Consider the following 16,823-nt stretch of genomic DNA (forward strand, 5'->3'; position numbering starts at 1 on the left):
CAAGGCGTCTTAAAGCTTAAACCTTTACTTATATAGTAGCGGATTATCAGCAAAAAACAATTTTCAGCGTATATTTTAGAAAGTTCTAGACAAGATGAAAAAGGTGAGCCTGCGGAGCGTACATACTTAGTACGTGAGCACAGGCGAATCCTGCAAAATTCGCTTGTATAGAGCTTTCTAAAATAGCTGAAACCAATTTTTCAAATAAAACGAGTATAATTTAAATTTCTTTATAATGTAAAATAATAAGGTTACTAATAAAAAATATTAACATACTTGGTAACAAAATAGCAGCAATTAAAGATAGATTATTATAGGTCAGTACTTTAAGTAATATTTCTGACAATGAATATACTATAAAACCTGAAAATAATCCTAATATTAATATTTTTTCCTGCGAATTATCACGTTGTTTTAGGCTAATAAAACAACTTGCTAAAATTATAGTCGCTATCATCATTGCAGGTTTAAATAGTTGCTTATAATAATAAACTTGGTAATTAGTAATAAGTAGACCTGAATTTAATAGTTCATCGATTAATTTAGGTAAATTCCAAATAGAAACCATTTCAGGATGAGTAAACTTATTTACTAAACTACTAACAGATAAATTAGTTGATATAGTTAGGCTGTTATGTGCTTCGGTACTATCTTTTGTAAAAACTTTGACCCTATTTAAGTGCAGTGATTTATTCTCAATTATACCATATAATGCATCAATTCTCTTTAAGAAGTTGTTGTTGTTATCGATAAATAAAACTGTAACATTATTTAATTTTTTCTCAGAAATATTAATAAATTGTGTTTGAATTATTTGATTTTTCCTGTTTAAAGCTTCAAAAAATAATAAACCTGATTTAGATATTACTGCTTCATTATGTGTTTTTTTAGTAAGCTTTGCTTCTAGTAAATCATATTTTCGTAAGCCTAACGCCCCGATAGGATTTAATATAGTCGTAAAGGCTATACCTAAAATTAAAGTCACGATACATGGAATTATCAATACTTGCCAAATATGAATACCACTAGATAATATAGCAGTTAACTCATTATTTTTTGTTAAGTTCCTAAGGAAAAAAAGCATAGAAGTAAAGCTAATTAAAGCAGAAACTTGATTCAAAAGATATGGAACTTTATATAATATAAATCGCCAAAAAAAATCAAAAGGTACATACATGTTTTTGAATTTTTGTAAGAGATCAAAGAGATTGGATATGATTAATAATCCAATTAAAATAGATAATATTATAAAAAAACACTTAAAATATAATTTAGCAAGATACCAAGAAAGTGTTTTTAAATTAATCATTTAAATTCAATTTAATAATGATTTTTTAGAATATTGTAAGGATTGCTTCGTCAATTAATTCGTAATTTCCTTAGCTCAGACGGAAAAACCGATCCACGCAAGCAAGCCCCTTGTGGTCAAGCTAACCATATGACACAGACAAATTTGTGTGGTGGGGCTGGTAGGACTTGAACCTACGACCACACCGTTATGAGCGGCGTGCTCTAACCAACTGAGCTACAGCCCCTGTTCATCTGAATTTTATATAATTATTATGGCTATAAGTCTAGTAAAATTTTTATATTTTTTTAATATATACTTAAAATTTATCTATTTTTTGCTACAAGTAAAACTAGCTTTCATTTATCTATAGATATACTCAAATGATTTGGAAAATTAGAATATAAAACAAGAGTTAAGCATGTGAGTTCCTTAAAGTTTTGCAGAGCCAATTCTTCAAATCATTTGAGTATACAAATAAAAAAGGTCGAGTTAATTAACCCGACCTTTCCTATGGAAAATCTAATGATTTAGAAATTTTTAGTGATGTACAACTGTTACAGCTCTACGATTATAAGCAAAAGCTTCTTTAGTATTACCCATCATAGCAGGTCTATCTTTACCATAAGATATTGTGCTTACTCTATGATGCTCAATTCCTTTATGCTTTAAGAATTCTGCAGCTTTTTGTGCTCTTCTTTCACCTAAAGCTAAGTTATATTCTCTAGTACCTCTTTCATCACAATGTCCTTCGACAGTAGCTTTTACATGAGGATGTCTTGATAACCAGCAAGCTTGTCTTTGTAATTCTTCTTTAGCTTTTTCAGATAAAGCAGAACTATCGAAAGCAAACCATACAGCGTTACCTGCTTGCTTTTCAAAATCTTTCATTATAGATGTTTCTTCTGATGGATTCATTCCACAACCATATGACGCTTTTTTGGTTTTATTACACCCTGCAAGCACAAATAATGCAAGAAAAGCTAATGTTATTTTTGTTATTTTCATAATTAAACTCCTTGAGGTTATAATTTATTAAAATTTAAATTATTCAGTTAGATAACAAGTTTAAACTAACTAAAACTATGAAGTTAGTATATATCATTATTTTACGAGTTTAAAGGCTAAAATACTATAAAATACAAATAGTGCTATATAAATGTGGTAAAAATATCATTGACCTTTCCCCAAAACTCCCTTTAAAGAAGTAATAATAGGTTTGAATTGCAGAATTTAAGGATACTAAATTATAGTAGATAGACGAAGTTTTATTTGGAAAAGAGCAAGGCGTCTTGAAGCTGATAACCGCAGCGTAGTTAACCTACGTGAGGATTATCAGCAAGAGACAACGTAGCCAATTTTTCAAATAAAGCAAGTATATCACCATCTAATGATGGCACTACCCCAAGTAAGACCGGCACCAATAGCCGAGAATAAAATAATATCACCTTTTTTGATTTTACCTGAAGCTTTAAGAGAACTTAGAGCAAGTGGAATAGAAGCAGCTGAACAATTAGCGTGTTTTTCTACAGTTTTCACTACTTTATGATCTTCGACATTTAATAGTTCGGCAAGCTTATTAATTATACGTATATTTGCCTGATGTGGGATAAAATAGTTAATATCGTTTACAGTGAAATTATTATTGCGTAATAATTCCTCTATAGATTGGTGCATTTTCTCTACTGCAAGACGGAATAATTTCTGTCCTTGCATAATTATTTTACCGCTGCTACCATTCATACTTACACCGCCGTTGGTATATAGTATTTCATAATCTGCACCGCTTGAGAAAATATTACTGTCTATTACACCGGAGTTATCATCGCTACGTTGTAGGATTACACTGCCTGCTCCGTCGCCAAATAAAACACAAGTAGCTCTATCTTCCCAATCCAGTAAAGAGGTCATTTTTTCAGCACCTATCAGTAAAATAGTTTTATATTTACCGGAGGAAATAAGAGAATTTGCTACTTGCACGCCATAAGCAAAACCGGCACATACGGCTTGTAAATCAAATGACGGAACATTAGTTAAACCAAGATAACCTTGTAGTTTAGTTGCAACTGATGGGAAGCTATTGTCAGGAGTAGTAGTGCATGTAATAATTAAATCAATCTCATTTACTGAAATGCCAGCATCCGCTATAGCTTTTTCAGCGGCTTTTAAAGCAATATGAGAAGTATACTCAGTATCACCTGCTATATGACGTTGTGAGATACCGGTTCTTGTTCTAATCCATTCATCGTTAGTATCAACAAATTTTGCAAGCTCATCATTGCTAACAACTTTTGGAGGGAGATATCCGCCGCAGCCAATAATTTTACAGGTCATAAAAATTTAAACTTAAGCTACTTCTGCTTCGATTTTTTTCGTTACTACTTGACGATTATTATAAGTACCATCAACTAAAGAAACGTGATGTGGAAGTTTATATTCACCAGTTTGAGAGTCAACTATTACATTAACTTTACCAAGTGCTAAATGTGAACGTCTCATATTACGTCTTGATTTTGATGTTTTCTTCTTTGGAACTGCCATTATTTACCTCTTTTATTAAAAAGTATTTGTCAAATTAGTGAAGCAGTATATTATAATCTTATAATAAAATCTAGATAAAATTAAATTTATGAAATTTTTCTTAATATTCGTCTCCAGTATATTCGTCATTTTTTCCTTAAGCGGTTGCCAAACTATTGAAAATAGAGGGCAGTCTATAGATGACTCAGCACTTACAAAATTAGAAGCAAAAAAACTAAGTAAAACAGAAGTAGTAGAACTAATCGGCACTCCTACCATGATTCCAGAATATTCTCAAAATACATGGTACTATGTTGAGCGAGTGATGTCACAAAGAGCTTGGCTTAATCCTAAAATCGTAAAACAGAGAATAGTGAAAATTACCTTTGATAACCATAATTTAATGCAAGAGGTTATGGTAATTGATGATTCACATAGACATGATATCGAAACAGTCAGTGAATATACAAAAACATACGGCACTGAACTTAATTGCTTACAAAAATTTGTTAAAAACCTAGGTAGATTTAATAAAACTACTGGCGGAAATAAGAATAAAAATAAAAGCAAGAAGAAGAAATAAGTTGTTGTACTGTCATCCTGCGTAGGCTTTGCTCGCGTGGATCAGTTTTTCCTTCTGAGCTAAGGAAATTACGAAGTAATTGACGAAACAAGGAAGTATAAAAAATGCTAACTTATAGCATTTTTTATTACTCCTTCTAGATTGCCACGCTCATTTTATTCGCTTGCAATGACTGAAAACCAATGAAACGTTAACTTATGGAATGCATTACAAAGGGGTCGTTGAAAGATAATTTTTGATAGTAAAATAAGAGGAAAGGAGGTAATAAATATTTTAAAAAAGAAATTCTGTTTAATATAGAGATAAATGTTATTCAATAGTGTAGTAATTTAATAGAGATTTGTTTACAGAGTTAGAATTTTTATTAATAAATTTCTTTAAGCCATTAAAGTTGTTAAAACCACTAATCGTTTTAAATTAAAACATATGGCATTCATAAATTCGGAGAATTGATTTTTGGCAATTCCTATATATCTAACCCGCTTATTATCTTTTGAAAATACCATCTCGAAAGGTGCTCTGATTTTCGTATAATATTTATCAAGGTCAAAATTCTTATCTTTCATATTATTTTTCTTTATTGCACAAAGATGGACTCCCTTTTTAGCTGCTGCATTCTTGGTAGAGATTGTACAATAACCTTTATCAACATATGTAGCACCAGAACTTGGCATAACATGCTTAAAACCTTTGCTATCGGTAACATTTGCAGGGGTAACTGCAACCTTATTGATCATGCCTGATTGAATATCAACACTCACATGTTTTTTATAACCATACCAAAATTTATTCCCTCCCTTACAGCCAATTTTGGCTTGTTTATCCTTTGCAACCTTAGGCAAAGTCTCATTATTCAATTTATCATATTTTTGTGCTCTTAGTTTATCACGTTCCTCCCAGAGATTAGCTTTTGAGATTAAATGAGAAGCATCTACAAATTATCATATTTTTGTGCTCTTAGTTTATCACGTTCCTCCCAGAGATTAGCTTTTGAGATTAAATGAGAAGCATCTACAAAGGTAAATACTTCACCCATATAGCCTTGTACTCGTAGTTGATCGCGGAATTTTGTAAATATTTTTGATAGTAAATTAGTACCTATTTTTTTACGTATTTTACTAAATACACTATAATCAGGTGTCTTTTCTGTAAGAGCAAAATTACAAAACCATTTCGCCGCTGTGCTATCAGCTAAATAACGTTCTAATTCCCGATCAGATAAGTCTTCCATAAATTGTAGCAGCAAACATTTAAACAGCCTCTCTATACCATATCCTTTATAATTAGCTTCGCATTCTAATGCTAATAACTCAGCTTCAACTGCTTTGAATTTGAATAAACTTTTGAATTTACGATATTGATGATCCGCATTTACTAACTCATCTAAACTTACCATTAGCATTTGATACTCTGACATATAAACATATTTTTTATTTTTTTATTATACCTGCTACCCTCTCATCTCGCAACAGTCCCACAAACTATCGCTGTCATGTATTTTTTCAGAAACTTCACCGGAAATTATAACATTACTTTGCTCTGTAATAACATCTCCTCCCTTAATAATTCTTGCTGTTTCACAAATAAGCGTATTGAGATTACCGATAATTTTAGAATCTGAGCTAGTGGCATCTAATATTATATCGCTAATAAATTTTTTGAATGATACTCCTCGCAGCAGAGCTACGAGGTATCTATCCAAAAAGTTTTAACTGTCAAAACTTACGCTATGAGTGGAAGAGTGATAAATTATTGTAAGAATAATTAAACATGTCAAAGAGGAACAGATTGCAAGCAATACCAATTAATAGAACAGATTACTGTCAATTTTTAACAATTAGCCAAAAGAATTATAGTTTAACCTACTACGCTGAACATGCCAAGAAATGTAGCCATGATGTTATTAATAGATTTTTAGAAAATGAAAAATATACTCCTTCTTTGTTATGGGAACACATTAAGAATGATGTTATCTTTTCATCTAACGGATATACAATATTTGATGATACGGTGTTAAACAAAAGGAACACAAAGAAAATAGAGGTTGCTAGATCGCAGTATAGTGGAGCTACAGGTGGAGTTACTACCGGTATAGGAGTAGTGAGTCTTGTATATTATAACCCCGATATTGATAAGTTTTGGGTAATAGATTATCGCATTTTTTCACCTGATCATGATGGAGCGACGAAACTAGATCACCTACTAAAGATGTTCAATAATGCTGTTTATAGTAAAAAGATTCCTTTTCAAACTGTACTTTTTGACACATGGTATGCTACACACAAAATTATGCAACATGTTGACTCCTTGGGCAAATATTATTATGCCCCTATTAAAGCCAATAGAAATGTTAGTAAAACGTGTGATTACGAGCCTTATAAAGCTGTTAGCAAGTTGACGTTTTCAGATGAAGAAATTAAGAATGGAATGGAGATTCATATAAAAGGATTTGCCAAAAATAAGCATGTTAATTTGTTTAAATTTACTGTTTCTACCAACAGAGTTGATTATGTTGTTACCAATAACAAAACTCAAAAATCTTCTAAAGCTGCACAAGATGAGTTTGGCTTGCGATGGGTAATTGAGAGCATGCATAGAAAAATTAAGCAACTGACTGGTATAGAACGTTACCAATGCAGAAAACAGCGTATCCAACGTAATCACATTAGTTGTGCATTTCTAGTTTGGGCTTTTCTCAAAAGAACTGCAAATAAAATAGGTAAAACGGTCTACCAAATAAAGTTAGGGCTTTTAGATGACTATATGCAACAACAGCTTCGTTCTCCATCTTTACGATATTTAGAACCAAACATAGCGTAAGTTTTGTCCTATATCCTACTGATATAATTGTATCTAGTTTGTGGCAAATTATCAAATTTTTTTGAAATAATAACAATCCCTGTTTTAAAAAACTTTTTTAAGTATAAATCTTTATACAACCTAAGTATCTTTTACGAGTGTAAGCCATTCTGCTTCATCAATAATTTTAATACCAAGCTCTTTGGCTTTTTTGAGTTTACTGCCAGCGTCTTCACCTGCTATTACTAAATCCGTATTTGAGGATACGCTAGCTGCAACTTTAGCTCCAAGCTTTTCGGCAGTTGCTTTTGCTTCAGCCCGTGATAAAGTTGGCAGGCTGCCGGTAAATACCACTATTTTTCCTGTTAAGCTACTTTGTTCCCTAGTCTCTTTATAATCTTCAATATTTAATACTTCACTTAGATTTTTGATAAGCTCAATATTTTCCTTAACATCAAAAAAATCAATAATATCTACTAACATTTTGTCGCCGATACCATCAAGATTGTTTAATTTTTGATAAATTTCAGAATCATTTTCTTTTAATAACTCCATTTGAGTTATAAAATTATCATAGCTGCTAAATTCTCTAGCAAGTAGTTTAGCGTTTTGCTCGCCAATATGCCTAATACCTAAGGCATATATAAATCTCGGCAGACTAACATTTTTTGATTTTTCAATATTGTTGAAAAGATTTTCTACGGATTTTTTACCCCATCCATCCATGTTCTCTAGCTTAGTTAAGTTAGCTTCGTTTTTTTCTTTCAAAAAGAATATGTCATAAGGGTTACTAATTAAGCCTTTATCAATTAAAAATTCAACTTGCTTACGCCCAAGTCCTTCAATATCCATAGCGTTTTTTGATACGAAATGACGTATATGCTCATAATTCTGAGCAGGACAATTAAGTCCATTATAGCAACGTATTATAATATCTTCAGGAACATAATGTAATTTAGAATTGCAAGAAGGGCAAAATAAAGGGGGATCGAATGTTGTAGCATCAGCAGAACGTTTAGCAAGATCAACTCCGGTAATTTGTGGAATTACATCGCCTGCACGCTGCAAAAATACATAATCACTGACCCGAACGTCTTTTCGTGCTATCTCTTGGTAATTATGTAACGTTGCTCTACTAACTATGACTCCGCCGATTTCTATAGGCTCAAGCTCTGCTACCGGCGTTAAAGTGCCGGTTCTGCCTACTTGTACTGTGATCGAAAGTAGTTTAGTTTGTCCTATTATAGCGGGGAATTTGTGAGCGGTAGCGAACCTTGGAGATCTAGCAATGAAACCCATTCTATCTTGCAAAGCAAAATCATTTAACTTATATACTACCCCGTCAATTTCATAGGGTAAATTTTCTCTGTTTATTTTTAAATATTCATAAAAGTCAAATATCTCTTCTTCGGAGCTTGCAAGTTTACCTATTTCATTAACGTTAAAGCCGAATTCTTTTAATTTCACAAGTAGCTGATCTTGAGAGTTTGCTAGTTCCTCTTTTGCAGAGCCTATAGCATAAACAAAATATTTGAGCGGTCTTTTAGCGGTAATAGTAGGATCAAGCTGACGAAGTGAGCCGGCAGCAGCATTACGAGGATTAGCAAACTTATCTTTGCCTTGCTGTTCCTGTTCTTGGTTTAAACTTATAAAGTCGTTTTTTTCAATGTAAATTTCCCCCCGTACTTCTAAAAGTTCCGGAGCATTGTTAATTTTGTGAGGAAAGTTTTTGATTGTTTTAATATTTGCTGTTATATCCTCACCTATATAGCCATCGCCTCTAGTAGCGGCAGTTACTAGAATACCATTTTTATAAGTAGCAGCAAATGATAGTCCATCTATTTTAGGCTCACAAAATATAGGAGAAAAATCATTAAGCCGTAAAAAGTTTTTAATACGATCTACAAAATCCTTAACATCCTCTTCATCAAATACATTACTAAGCGATAGCATCGGCGTATTATGAGTAATCTTAGCAAATTTATTTTCGACTTTAGCACCTACTTTTTTGCTAGGACTGTTTTTTAGGATTAGGTGAGGAAATTTTTGCTCTAATTTTAGATTGATGTTAAATAGCTGATCATATTCGGCATCTGAAACTAGTGGCTTATCTTCTATGTAATAAGCATGGTTATATTGTGCTATTTTATCAGCTAATTCTATTAATAATTTTTTTGCTTCTTCTTTATTTATTTTTTCTATATTTTGCATTAGTGATTTTTAAGTTTTTTTTAAGTCAGTAAATTCAGCAATTTCTTTGATAGATAAATTTTTTATATATACTTGCTGCTTTATCATACTCACCTTTTTCTTGAGCTCTTTTTATGGTACTATCTTCAATTTTAAGCCATTTTAACAGTAAAATTCATATGAAATACAATTTATTTATTAGAGTCTGTTATTTCTCTTTTCAGTTTTTCTATTTCTTCTTTCGTTAAGTCAGTAAATTCAATAATTTCGTCTAATGGTTTTCCTCTAATAAGCATTTTCTTTGCTATTTCTATACTTCTTTCAGCCTTACTTTCTTCTTTAGCTTTTTTAATAGTATTAGCTTCGATCATAAGCCATTTTAAGCGATCCTCATAAGCTTTTTGCTCTTCCTCATTAAAATTCATAACCTCAAGTACCATTAAGGCTTTCTTTAAAACTTTATTATCTAGTTTTTTTGGTAGCTTATCTTTGTTTAATAAATCATGGCGAGTTAAAAAAGCTAGCCATATATCAAGAGAGTCTTTTACTTTTTTTACTATATCTGCTAACTCTTCAGAAGCATTAGTAAATTTATTTAGCTCTATTGTATGCAACTCTATATCTTCAAAATATACTAAACCGGGTACTCTATCTCTTAACTCAAAGGCACTATGATAGTTTTCAGTATTCGGAATACTAGTAAAATTTAGTATATGAATACCTATTGTTTTATTTAGCTTCGAATAGTCATCACCGGCTTTTAATTGTTCTGCATATAATTTAGACCAATAATATAAGGCTCTTTTATCATAGTCAGCTTCGTCGGTCACCTGTATTTCGATATTAAACATTTTACCGCTTTCACTTTTAGCTTTGACGTCAAGAATAGATAACTTATCTGCTGCAAAATTCTTTGGATTATATGGATTAAGTAGCGTTACTTCTACAATTTGATCTTTTTCACTAACTATTGAATTAATAAGCGATATCAACAAATCCTTATTCTCTTCCACTCCAAAGATTTTTTTAAACGCTAAATCTACTCTAGGGTTAACTTTATACATAATTATTACTTTATTTTACTAAAATTATTATACTATATTTTTCTAATTAATCCAATTAAGAAACCGCTAACAGTAATGAATACCCCAAACCAAATAAAGCTCATCATCGGTTTATAATATATCTTAGCGTGAATTATATCGCCGTCTATATTACTTAATACTGCGTAAAGATCGTATAGTAAATAAGAATATATATCGCTTTCTTGTGACAAGCCTTTCTCAACTATATAAAGCCTATTTTCCGGTTTTAGTATGGTTATATTATGGTTATTATCCTCAAGCCAAAATTCAGCGATTTGTCTATAATAATTTTTACCTTGAGCGAACTTAACATTTTGCAAAGTTACTTTAAACTCATTAAATTTTGTACTTGTGCCAACGCTTCCGGTAAAGTCCATTTCACTTTGCAATAATGCATTCATAGTAATACTAAAAGCGATAAGTGCAAAGCCGAAATGCCCAAGGATCATGCTAGCGGTGCTTGCTTTTAAAGATTGTCTGAAATAATTGGTTTTGACTAAAAAATATAAAATATTATGCAGCATTAAGAAGATAGATGCAGTTGTGGTTAAAACAGATATGACCTTAAAGTTTACCTTGAGCGATATTAAATATGTTATTATCAAAGATAATATTAAGATAATAATATGTTTCTTAATTGAGCTTTTAGTAGTAAATAACCCGATAGTGAAAAGAATAGGTATAACGAAAATAAGAAAATTATTAATAAAGAATCTCTTATCGATAATAATAGGTTTAACGTCAAATAAAGAATAAGCTAAAGGATAAAGCGTGGCGGATATTAATACAATAAGGCTTAAGGTAAAAAGGATGTTACCTATGGTTATAGCTTGCTCTCGTATGTCATTCCCGCAAAAGTAGGAATTTAGAAAATAATCTACCAAAGAAGAACTGGATTCCCGCTTTTGCGGGAATGACATAGTACGGATATACACCCCCAAAGCACTAATACCCATAATCAAAAATATTGTCAGTAAATATACACCTCTCTCAGGTGAGAATGCAAAGGAGTGAATTGAAGTAATAAAGCCGGATCGGACTAAAAAAGTACTGAATACTACTAATAAAAAAGTTACAATCGATAAAATAATTGTCCAGTTTTGCATACGTCCAGTTTTTGTTGTGACTACTATAGAATGGTGCAGTATTATGCCGGATAGCCATGGAAATAGCGAAATATTTTCAACAGGATCGAAGAACCAAAATCCTCCCCAACCGAGTTCTCTATACGCCCACCACGAACCAAGAGCTATACCGATTGTAGTAAATAAAATACCGATATTGGAGAATGTTTTAAGGAGGCTTATGTCATTCCCGCAAAAGCGGGAATCCAGTAAATAATTTGCAAAAGAACTAGATTCCCGCTTTTGCGGGAATGACATAGAGGAGCGGGATGACACTAACATTGCACAAACAATAATAAAAGGTACGACATAGCTGACATAGCCTAAATAAAGTAGAGGAGGGTGGATGCTTAAAGCGATATCTTGTAGCATCGGATTTAACCCTAACCCTTCTTTAGGAATAAAGGAAAATGTATTAAATGGATTAGAAGTAAAATAAATAAAGCTGCTAAAAAGTAGTTGGATAACTGACAAAATAATAATAGGTAATTTTTTATCTTCTTGGTTTTTAATTAGGAAGATATAACAGCAACTAACGATTTGTAATAAAGTAAACCATAATAATATTGAACCCTCATGGCTCGACCAACTACCGGCTATTTTATATATTAACGGCTTTAATGTGCTGGAGTTTAAGAAAACATTTTGTAGTGAAAAATCTGAAGTAATAAAGGCATAAACTAAAGTAAGAAAAGCAAGCAAAGTGCAGAGGATGGTGGTGTAGAAAGTGAGTATGTCATTCCCGCAAAAGCGGGAATCTAGTTTTTTAATTGTCATCCTGCGGCTTGACCGCAGGATCCATTTAAAAATATTGTTAGGTTTTAAGTTGTTTTTCTGGATCCCGTGGACAAGCCACGGGATGACACAGGACAAACCACTTAAGCACATAATAGCAATGAGGAAAAAATTACCAATTTCACTCACTGTCTGATATTTCCTCTATGGTAGGTAATATGATAATTCTTAGGCTATCGATTTTATTAGCGATTTTCTTTAAAATTATTATTTTAAAGTTAAATAGTTCAATTACTTCCCCTCGATTTGGAATTCTAGCAATTTTATGGATTATTAACCCTGCTATAGTATTTGCATCATTATCCGGTAAGTTCCAATCAAGTTCTCGATTAACATCTCTAATAGTCGTGGTACCTTTTATAACATATTCAGTATCAGATTTTTTAATAATTTCATCACTATGCCTATCATGTTCATCGGTAATAGGTCCAACTATTTCCTCTATAACATCTTCAAGAGTAATGATGCCTTGCAAATCCCCATATTCATCGACAACACAAGCAAAATGGTTATTACGCTCTCTGAAAGCATTTAGCTGATCTACAACAAGTGCATTTTCAGGAATAAACCATGGAGGCGTCAGAAGCTCATTAATATTAATCTTCTTTTGATCGTTATTGTGCTCATAAAGTGATTTTAGTAAATCTTTTAAATTCAAAATACCGATTATATTATCTCGATTATCTTTCCATAAAGGTATGCGTGTATGCGAGCTTGATAATAAAGTTTTAATTATTACTTCGCTAGGTAGATCAATATTAATAGCTATAATATTACTCCTATGAGTCATAATTTCCGATACCGTCATATTACGTATATCTAAAATTCCGCCAAGCATATTACGATCGGTTTTATATACGCCGCCCTCTTGATGGTAATGCTCAATCACGCCTCTAACTTCTTCAGTACCGGATATTTGAGGATTTAAGTTAATACGAAATATAAAGCAGAATATTTTTGTGATGTAATCAAGAGCAATATTAATAGGTTTAAAAAGCTTTAGAAAAACTACAATTGTTGAAGCCATTTTAAGGGCTAATTGCTCAGCTTTGGCAACAGCTATAGCTTTAGGAACTACTTCAGCAAAAACAATAATTATAAAAGCCATAACGGCAGAAGCAACTAAAGGACCATTATCACCAAGAAAGCTAATAAATAAAGTAGTCGCAATAGTAGTACAAACAGTATTAATTAAACTATTACCGATTAGTAAGGTTCCAATTACTTTTTCTTTTTTCTTCAAAACCTGTAAAACAGTCTTAGCACGTTTGTCGCCAGCAACCTTAAGTTTATGAATCTTCCCGGGGGAAGAAGCAGTAATAGCAGTTTCGGTAGCAGCAAATAATGCAGATAAGGCGATCATTATTATAATAATAATCACAAATATAGTGGTCATTTGATGTTAAATTATAAAATTAACTATAAGTAATTATATTAGGAATTAAGCATTTTGCCTAATCTTTTTTGCATGCTCATTTTATTTGAAATTTTGGTTACGCCATTTTACAAGCGTGTAGGTCACTTACATTAATCAATTTATAGCTTGTTTCTTGTGTTGTAAATTAAAATTTAGAGTTTTCTTTATTTGCATCTTGGTACTTTTGTTCTAAAAATTCGTCAACAAATGACTTTGAACCTGAACCATGTTGTTTAAAAATTACTTGAGCTTTTTTTACTGTTTTATTCAAACTAACAAGATGTAATTCATCATTAAGGCTATTAACAATAAAAGCATCACCTGGCTTTAGTTTCATGGAGTTTCTAATCAAAACTTACGCTATGAGTGGAAGAGTGATAAATTATTGTAAGAATAATTAAACATGTCAAAGAGGAACAGATTGCAAGCAATACCAATTAATAGAACAGATTACTGTCAATTTTTAACAATTAGCCAAAAGAATTATAGTTTAACCTACTACGCTGAACATGCCAAGAAATGTAGCCATGATGTTATTAATAGATTTTTAGAAAATGAAAAATATACTCCTTCTTTGTTATGGGAACACATTAAGAATGATGTTATCTTTTCATCTAACGGATATACAATATTTGATGATACGGTGTTAAACAAAAGGAACACAAAGAAAATAGAGGTTGCTAGATCGCAGTATAGTGGAGCTACAGGTGGAGTTACTACCGGTATAGGAGTAGTGAGTCTTGTATATTATAACCCCGATATTGATAAGTTTTGGGTAATAGATTATCGCATTTTTTCACCTGATCATGATGGAGCGACGAAACTAGATCACCTACTAAAGATGTTCAATAATGCTGTTTATAGTAAAAAGATTCCTTTTCAAACTGTACTTTTTGACACATGGTATGCTACACACAAAATTATGCAACATGTTGACTCCTTGGGCAAATATTATTATGCCCCTATTAAAGCCAATAGAAATGTTAGTAAAACGTGTGATTACGAGCCTTATAAAGCTGTTAGCAAGTTGACGTTTTCAGATGAAGAAATTAAGAATGGAATGGAGATTCATATAAAAGGATTTGCCAAAAATAAGCATGTTAATTTGTTTAAATTTACTGTTTCTACCAACAGAGTTGATTATGTTGTTACCAATAACAAAACTCAAAAATCTTCTAAAGCTGCACAAGATGAGTTTGGCTTGCGATGGGTAATTGAGAGCATGCATAGAAAAATTAAGCAACTGACTGGTATAGAACGTTGCCAATGCAGAAAACAGCGTATCCAACGTAATCACATTAGTTGTGCATTTCTAGTTTGGGCTTTTCTCAAAAGAACTGCAAATAAAATAGGTAAAACGGTCTACCAAATAAAGTTAGGGCTTTTAGATGACTATATGCAACAACAGCTTCGTTCTCCATCTTTACGATATTTAGAACCAAACATAGCTTAAGTTTTGAAAATAAACGTGTTATAAAATTCGATGATCAAAAAGTCATAATATATCCTGTAGAGGAATTTTTATCAGATTTATGGAACGGTTTATTGTTTTAAGAAATTAGCGTCATTGCGAGGATAGGCAAAACCCAGGGCGGAGGCAATCTCTTGAAGCAAGGCTCCAGAGATTGCTTCGTCGAAACTTACAGTTTCTCCTCGCAATGACGTTATACGTAAGGGTTCTTAGTTTTTATGTAGATGAATCTAATAGGAACACCAGGCATATCGAAAGCTTCACGCATATTATTTACTAAATATCTTGTGTAACTATCGGTAATTTTTTCTGGATTATTAGAAAATAATTTGAATGTAGGCGGTCTAGTTTTTGTTTGCGTCATATATTTTACACGCACTCGCTTACCACCTTTTTGCAAAGGCAATGGATGTGCTTCGGTAGTAAAATTAAGCCACTCATTTAATTTGCTGGTAGTGATTTTTTTATTCCAAGTTTTATAAATCTTAATACAGCTATCCAGTACATCGGCTATATTTTGTTTATTTTTTGCTGAGATAAATAAGGCAGGAACGCCTTTAATCTGCGGCAGGTGATTATTTATCTGATAATAAAACTCTTCTTTAAATGCTTCTTTCTCGGATTCTTTAACTAAATCCCATTTATTGACCACTATACCAATGCTTCGCCCTTCGTTTGCTACATGGCTTGCAATATTTAAATCCTGCTGCTTCAAAGGCGATAAGGCATCAATCATTAAAATCACAGTATTAGCAAATTTGATGCTATTAATAGCGTCTGATGCTGATAATTTTTCTAAAGATTCTGTAATAGTAGCTTTTTTACGAAGTCCTGCCGTATCAATCAGTTTGATATGATTACCTTTATATTGCCAATCAATTTCAATTGATTCACGAGTAATTCCTGCTTCCGGTCCGGTTAGTAACCTTTCATCATTAATTAAAGCATTTATAAAAGTAGATTTTCCTGCGTTAGGTCTACCGCTTACTACTATTTGCAGACAATCCCCTTTAATTGGGTCATGTATTTCTGCTTCTTCTGAATTTTCTTCGGGTAGTTTGGCAATAATTTCATCATATAAATCAATCATTCCTGTGCCATGTTCGGCAGAGATAGCAACCATACTATCAAACCCAAGCTTGTAATATTCCTTATCAAAATCAAAAGCCTTTTCGCATTTGTTAATTACTAATACCGCCGGCTTATTATATTTTCTAACAAAATCGCTAAGTAATTTATCATCAGGCAATATTCCGCTTCTACCGTCCACCATAAAACAAATTAAATCTGCTTCATTTATCGCTTTAGTAGTTTGCTCCATTAGTCTTTTACCAAAACTATCAGGATTTTCTTCAAGCCCTGGAGTGTCAATAAGCGAAAACTCAAACGAACCGATTCTACCATCCGTATATTTCCTATCTCTAGTAACACCTGGCAGATCATGAACAATAGCTTTTTTACGTGTGCTTAAGCGATTAAAGAGCGTTGATTTACCAACATTTGGACGCCCTACTAAGGCAATAATTTTTTTAGTCATTATGTTTATACAAT

16 protein-coding genes and 1 tRNA gene are annotated in these 16,823 nt (G+C 32.2%); 3 read left to right on the plus strand and 14 right to left on the minus strand.

What is annotated here, in order from left to right; translation table 11 throughout:
• Positions 1-220: 220 nt before the first annotated feature.
• From ACOAL3_RS09570 to rpmF, 5 genes are all read right to left on the minus strand, one after another.
• Positions 221-1,309 (minus strand): LptF/LptG family permease, encoded by a 1,089-nt coding sequence (locus ACOAL3_RS09570; RefSeq protein WP_419234926.1) that lies wholly within the window; start codon positions 1,307-1,309, stop codon positions 221-223.
• Between the two features lie 149 nt (positions 1,310-1,458).
• Positions 1,459-1,535: transfer RNA gene (locus ACOAL3_RS09575), tRNA-Ile, on the minus strand.
• Positions 1,536-1,828: 293 nt separating this feature from the next.
• Positions 1,829-2,296 carry a peptidoglycan-associated lipoprotein Pal gene (gene pal / locus ACOAL3_RS09580; protein WP_419234927.1) on the minus strand — a complete coding sequence of 156 codons (468 nt, stop codon included), beginning with the start codon at positions 2,294-2,296 and terminating at the stop codon, positions 1,829-1,831.
• A 372-nt stretch (positions 2,297-2,668) separates the two neighbouring features.
• Positions 2,669-3,622, minus strand: a complete 954-nt coding sequence (locus ACOAL3_RS09585) for a beta-ketoacyl-ACP synthase III (RefSeq protein ID WP_395477054.1) — start codon at positions 3,620-3,622, stop codon at positions 2,669-2,671.
• 12 nt (positions 3,623-3,634) lie between these two features.
• Positions 3,635-3,829, minus strand: coding sequence for a 50S ribosomal protein L32 (gene rpmF, locus ACOAL3_RS09590; RefSeq protein WP_419234928.1), 195 nt, complete (start codon positions 3,827-3,829; stop codon positions 3,635-3,637).
• A gap of 88 nt (positions 3,830-3,917) precedes the next feature.
• On the opposite strand from rpmF, the gene ACOAL3_RS09595 reads away from it, so the two are divergent.
• Positions 3,918-4,391, plus strand: a complete 474-nt coding sequence (locus ACOAL3_RS09595; RefSeq protein ID WP_419234929.1) for an outer membrane protein assembly factor BamE — start codon at positions 3,918-3,920, stop codon at positions 4,389-4,391.
• A gap of 377 nt (positions 4,392-4,768) precedes the next feature.
• Here ACOAL3_RS09595 and ACOAL3_RS09600 read toward each other — a convergent pair whose 3' ends face one another.
• From ACOAL3_RS09600 to ACOAL3_RS09610, 3 genes are all read right to left on the minus strand, one after another.
• Positions 4,769-5,248 carry a transposase gene (locus tag ACOAL3_RS09600; RefSeq protein ID WP_419234525.1) on the minus strand — a complete coding sequence of 160 codons (480 nt, stop codon included), beginning with the start codon at positions 5,246-5,248 and terminating at the stop codon, positions 4,769-4,771.
• Between the two features lie 74 nt (positions 5,249-5,322).
• Positions 5,323-5,808 carry a transposase gene (locus ACOAL3_RS09605; RefSeq protein WP_419234524.1) on the minus strand — a complete coding sequence of 162 codons (486 nt, stop codon included), beginning with the start codon at positions 5,806-5,808 and terminating at the stop codon, positions 5,323-5,325.
• A gap of 33 nt (positions 5,809-5,841) precedes the next feature.
• Complete coding sequence (locus ACOAL3_RS09610) at positions 5,842-6,093, minus strand: hypothetical protein (RefSeq protein WP_419234930.1); 252 nt, start codon at positions 6,091-6,093, stop codon at positions 5,842-5,844.
• Positions 6,094-6,179: 86 nt separating this feature from the next.
• Between ACOAL3_RS09610 and ACOAL3_RS09615 the strand changes: the two genes are divergently transcribed.
• Positions 6,180-7,211, plus strand: a complete 1,032-nt coding sequence (locus tag ACOAL3_RS09615; protein ID WP_473198142.1) for an IS701 family transposase — start codon at positions 6,180-6,182, stop codon at positions 7,209-7,211.
• A gap of 120 nt (positions 7,212-7,331) precedes the next feature.
• Here the strand turns inward: ACOAL3_RS09615 and ligA are convergent, their stop codons facing one another.
• The 5 genes from ligA to ACOAL3_RS09640 all read right to left on the minus strand — a co-directional run bounded on the left by ligA (position 7,332) and on the right by ACOAL3_RS09640 (position 14,138).
• Positions 7,332-9,401 (minus strand): NAD-dependent DNA ligase LigA, encoded by a 2,070-nt coding sequence (gene ligA, locus ACOAL3_RS09620; protein WP_419234931.1) that lies wholly within the window; start codon positions 9,399-9,401, stop codon positions 7,332-7,334.
• A gap of 170 nt (positions 9,402-9,571) precedes the next feature.
• The gene (locus tag ACOAL3_RS09625) at positions 9,572-10,444 is read right to left on the minus strand and encodes an Rpn family recombination-promoting nuclease/putative transposase (RefSeq protein ID WP_419234932.1); all 873 of its coding nucleotides are present in this window, start codon (positions 10,442-10,444) and stop codon (positions 9,572-9,574) included.
• A gap of 32 nt (positions 10,445-10,476) precedes the next feature.
• Complete coding sequence (locus ACOAL3_RS09630; RefSeq protein WP_419234933.1) at positions 10,477-12,513, minus strand: heme lyase CcmF/NrfE family subunit; 2,037 nt, start codon at positions 12,511-12,513, stop codon at positions 10,477-10,479.
• Positions 12,506-13,780, minus strand: coding sequence for an HlyC/CorC family transporter (locus ACOAL3_RS09635; RefSeq protein ID WP_419234934.1), 1,275 nt, complete (start codon positions 13,778-13,780; stop codon positions 12,506-12,508). The genes ACOAL3_RS09630 and ACOAL3_RS09635 overlap by 8 nt, the downstream gene beginning before the upstream one ends.
• A 166-nt stretch (positions 13,781-13,946) precedes the next feature.
• A complete protein-coding gene (locus ACOAL3_RS09640) occupies positions 13,947-14,138 on the minus strand; it encodes a hypothetical protein (protein ID WP_395477117.1) in 192 nt (63 codons plus the stop codon).
• A gap of 84 nt (positions 14,139-14,222) precedes the next feature.
• On the opposite strand from ACOAL3_RS09640, the gene ACOAL3_RS09645 reads away from it, so the two are divergent.
• Positions 14,223-15,254, plus strand: coding sequence for an IS701 family transposase (locus ACOAL3_RS09645; protein WP_473198140.1), 1,032 nt, complete (start codon positions 14,223-14,225; stop codon positions 15,252-15,254).
• Positions 15,255-15,465: 211 nt separating this feature from the next.
• Here ACOAL3_RS09645 and der read toward each other — a convergent pair whose 3' ends face one another.
• Positions 15,466-16,809, minus strand: coding sequence for a ribosome biogenesis GTPase Der (gene der, locus ACOAL3_RS09650; RefSeq protein WP_419234935.1), 1,344 nt, complete (start codon positions 16,807-16,809; stop codon positions 15,466-15,468).
• Between the last annotated feature and the right edge of the window lie 14 nt (positions 16,810-16,823).

This window comes from Rickettsia endosymbiont of Nabis limbatus (genome assembly GCF_965196655.1).
GTDB lineage: Bacteria > Pseudomonadota > Alphaproteobacteria > Rickettsiales > Rickettsiaceae > Rickettsia.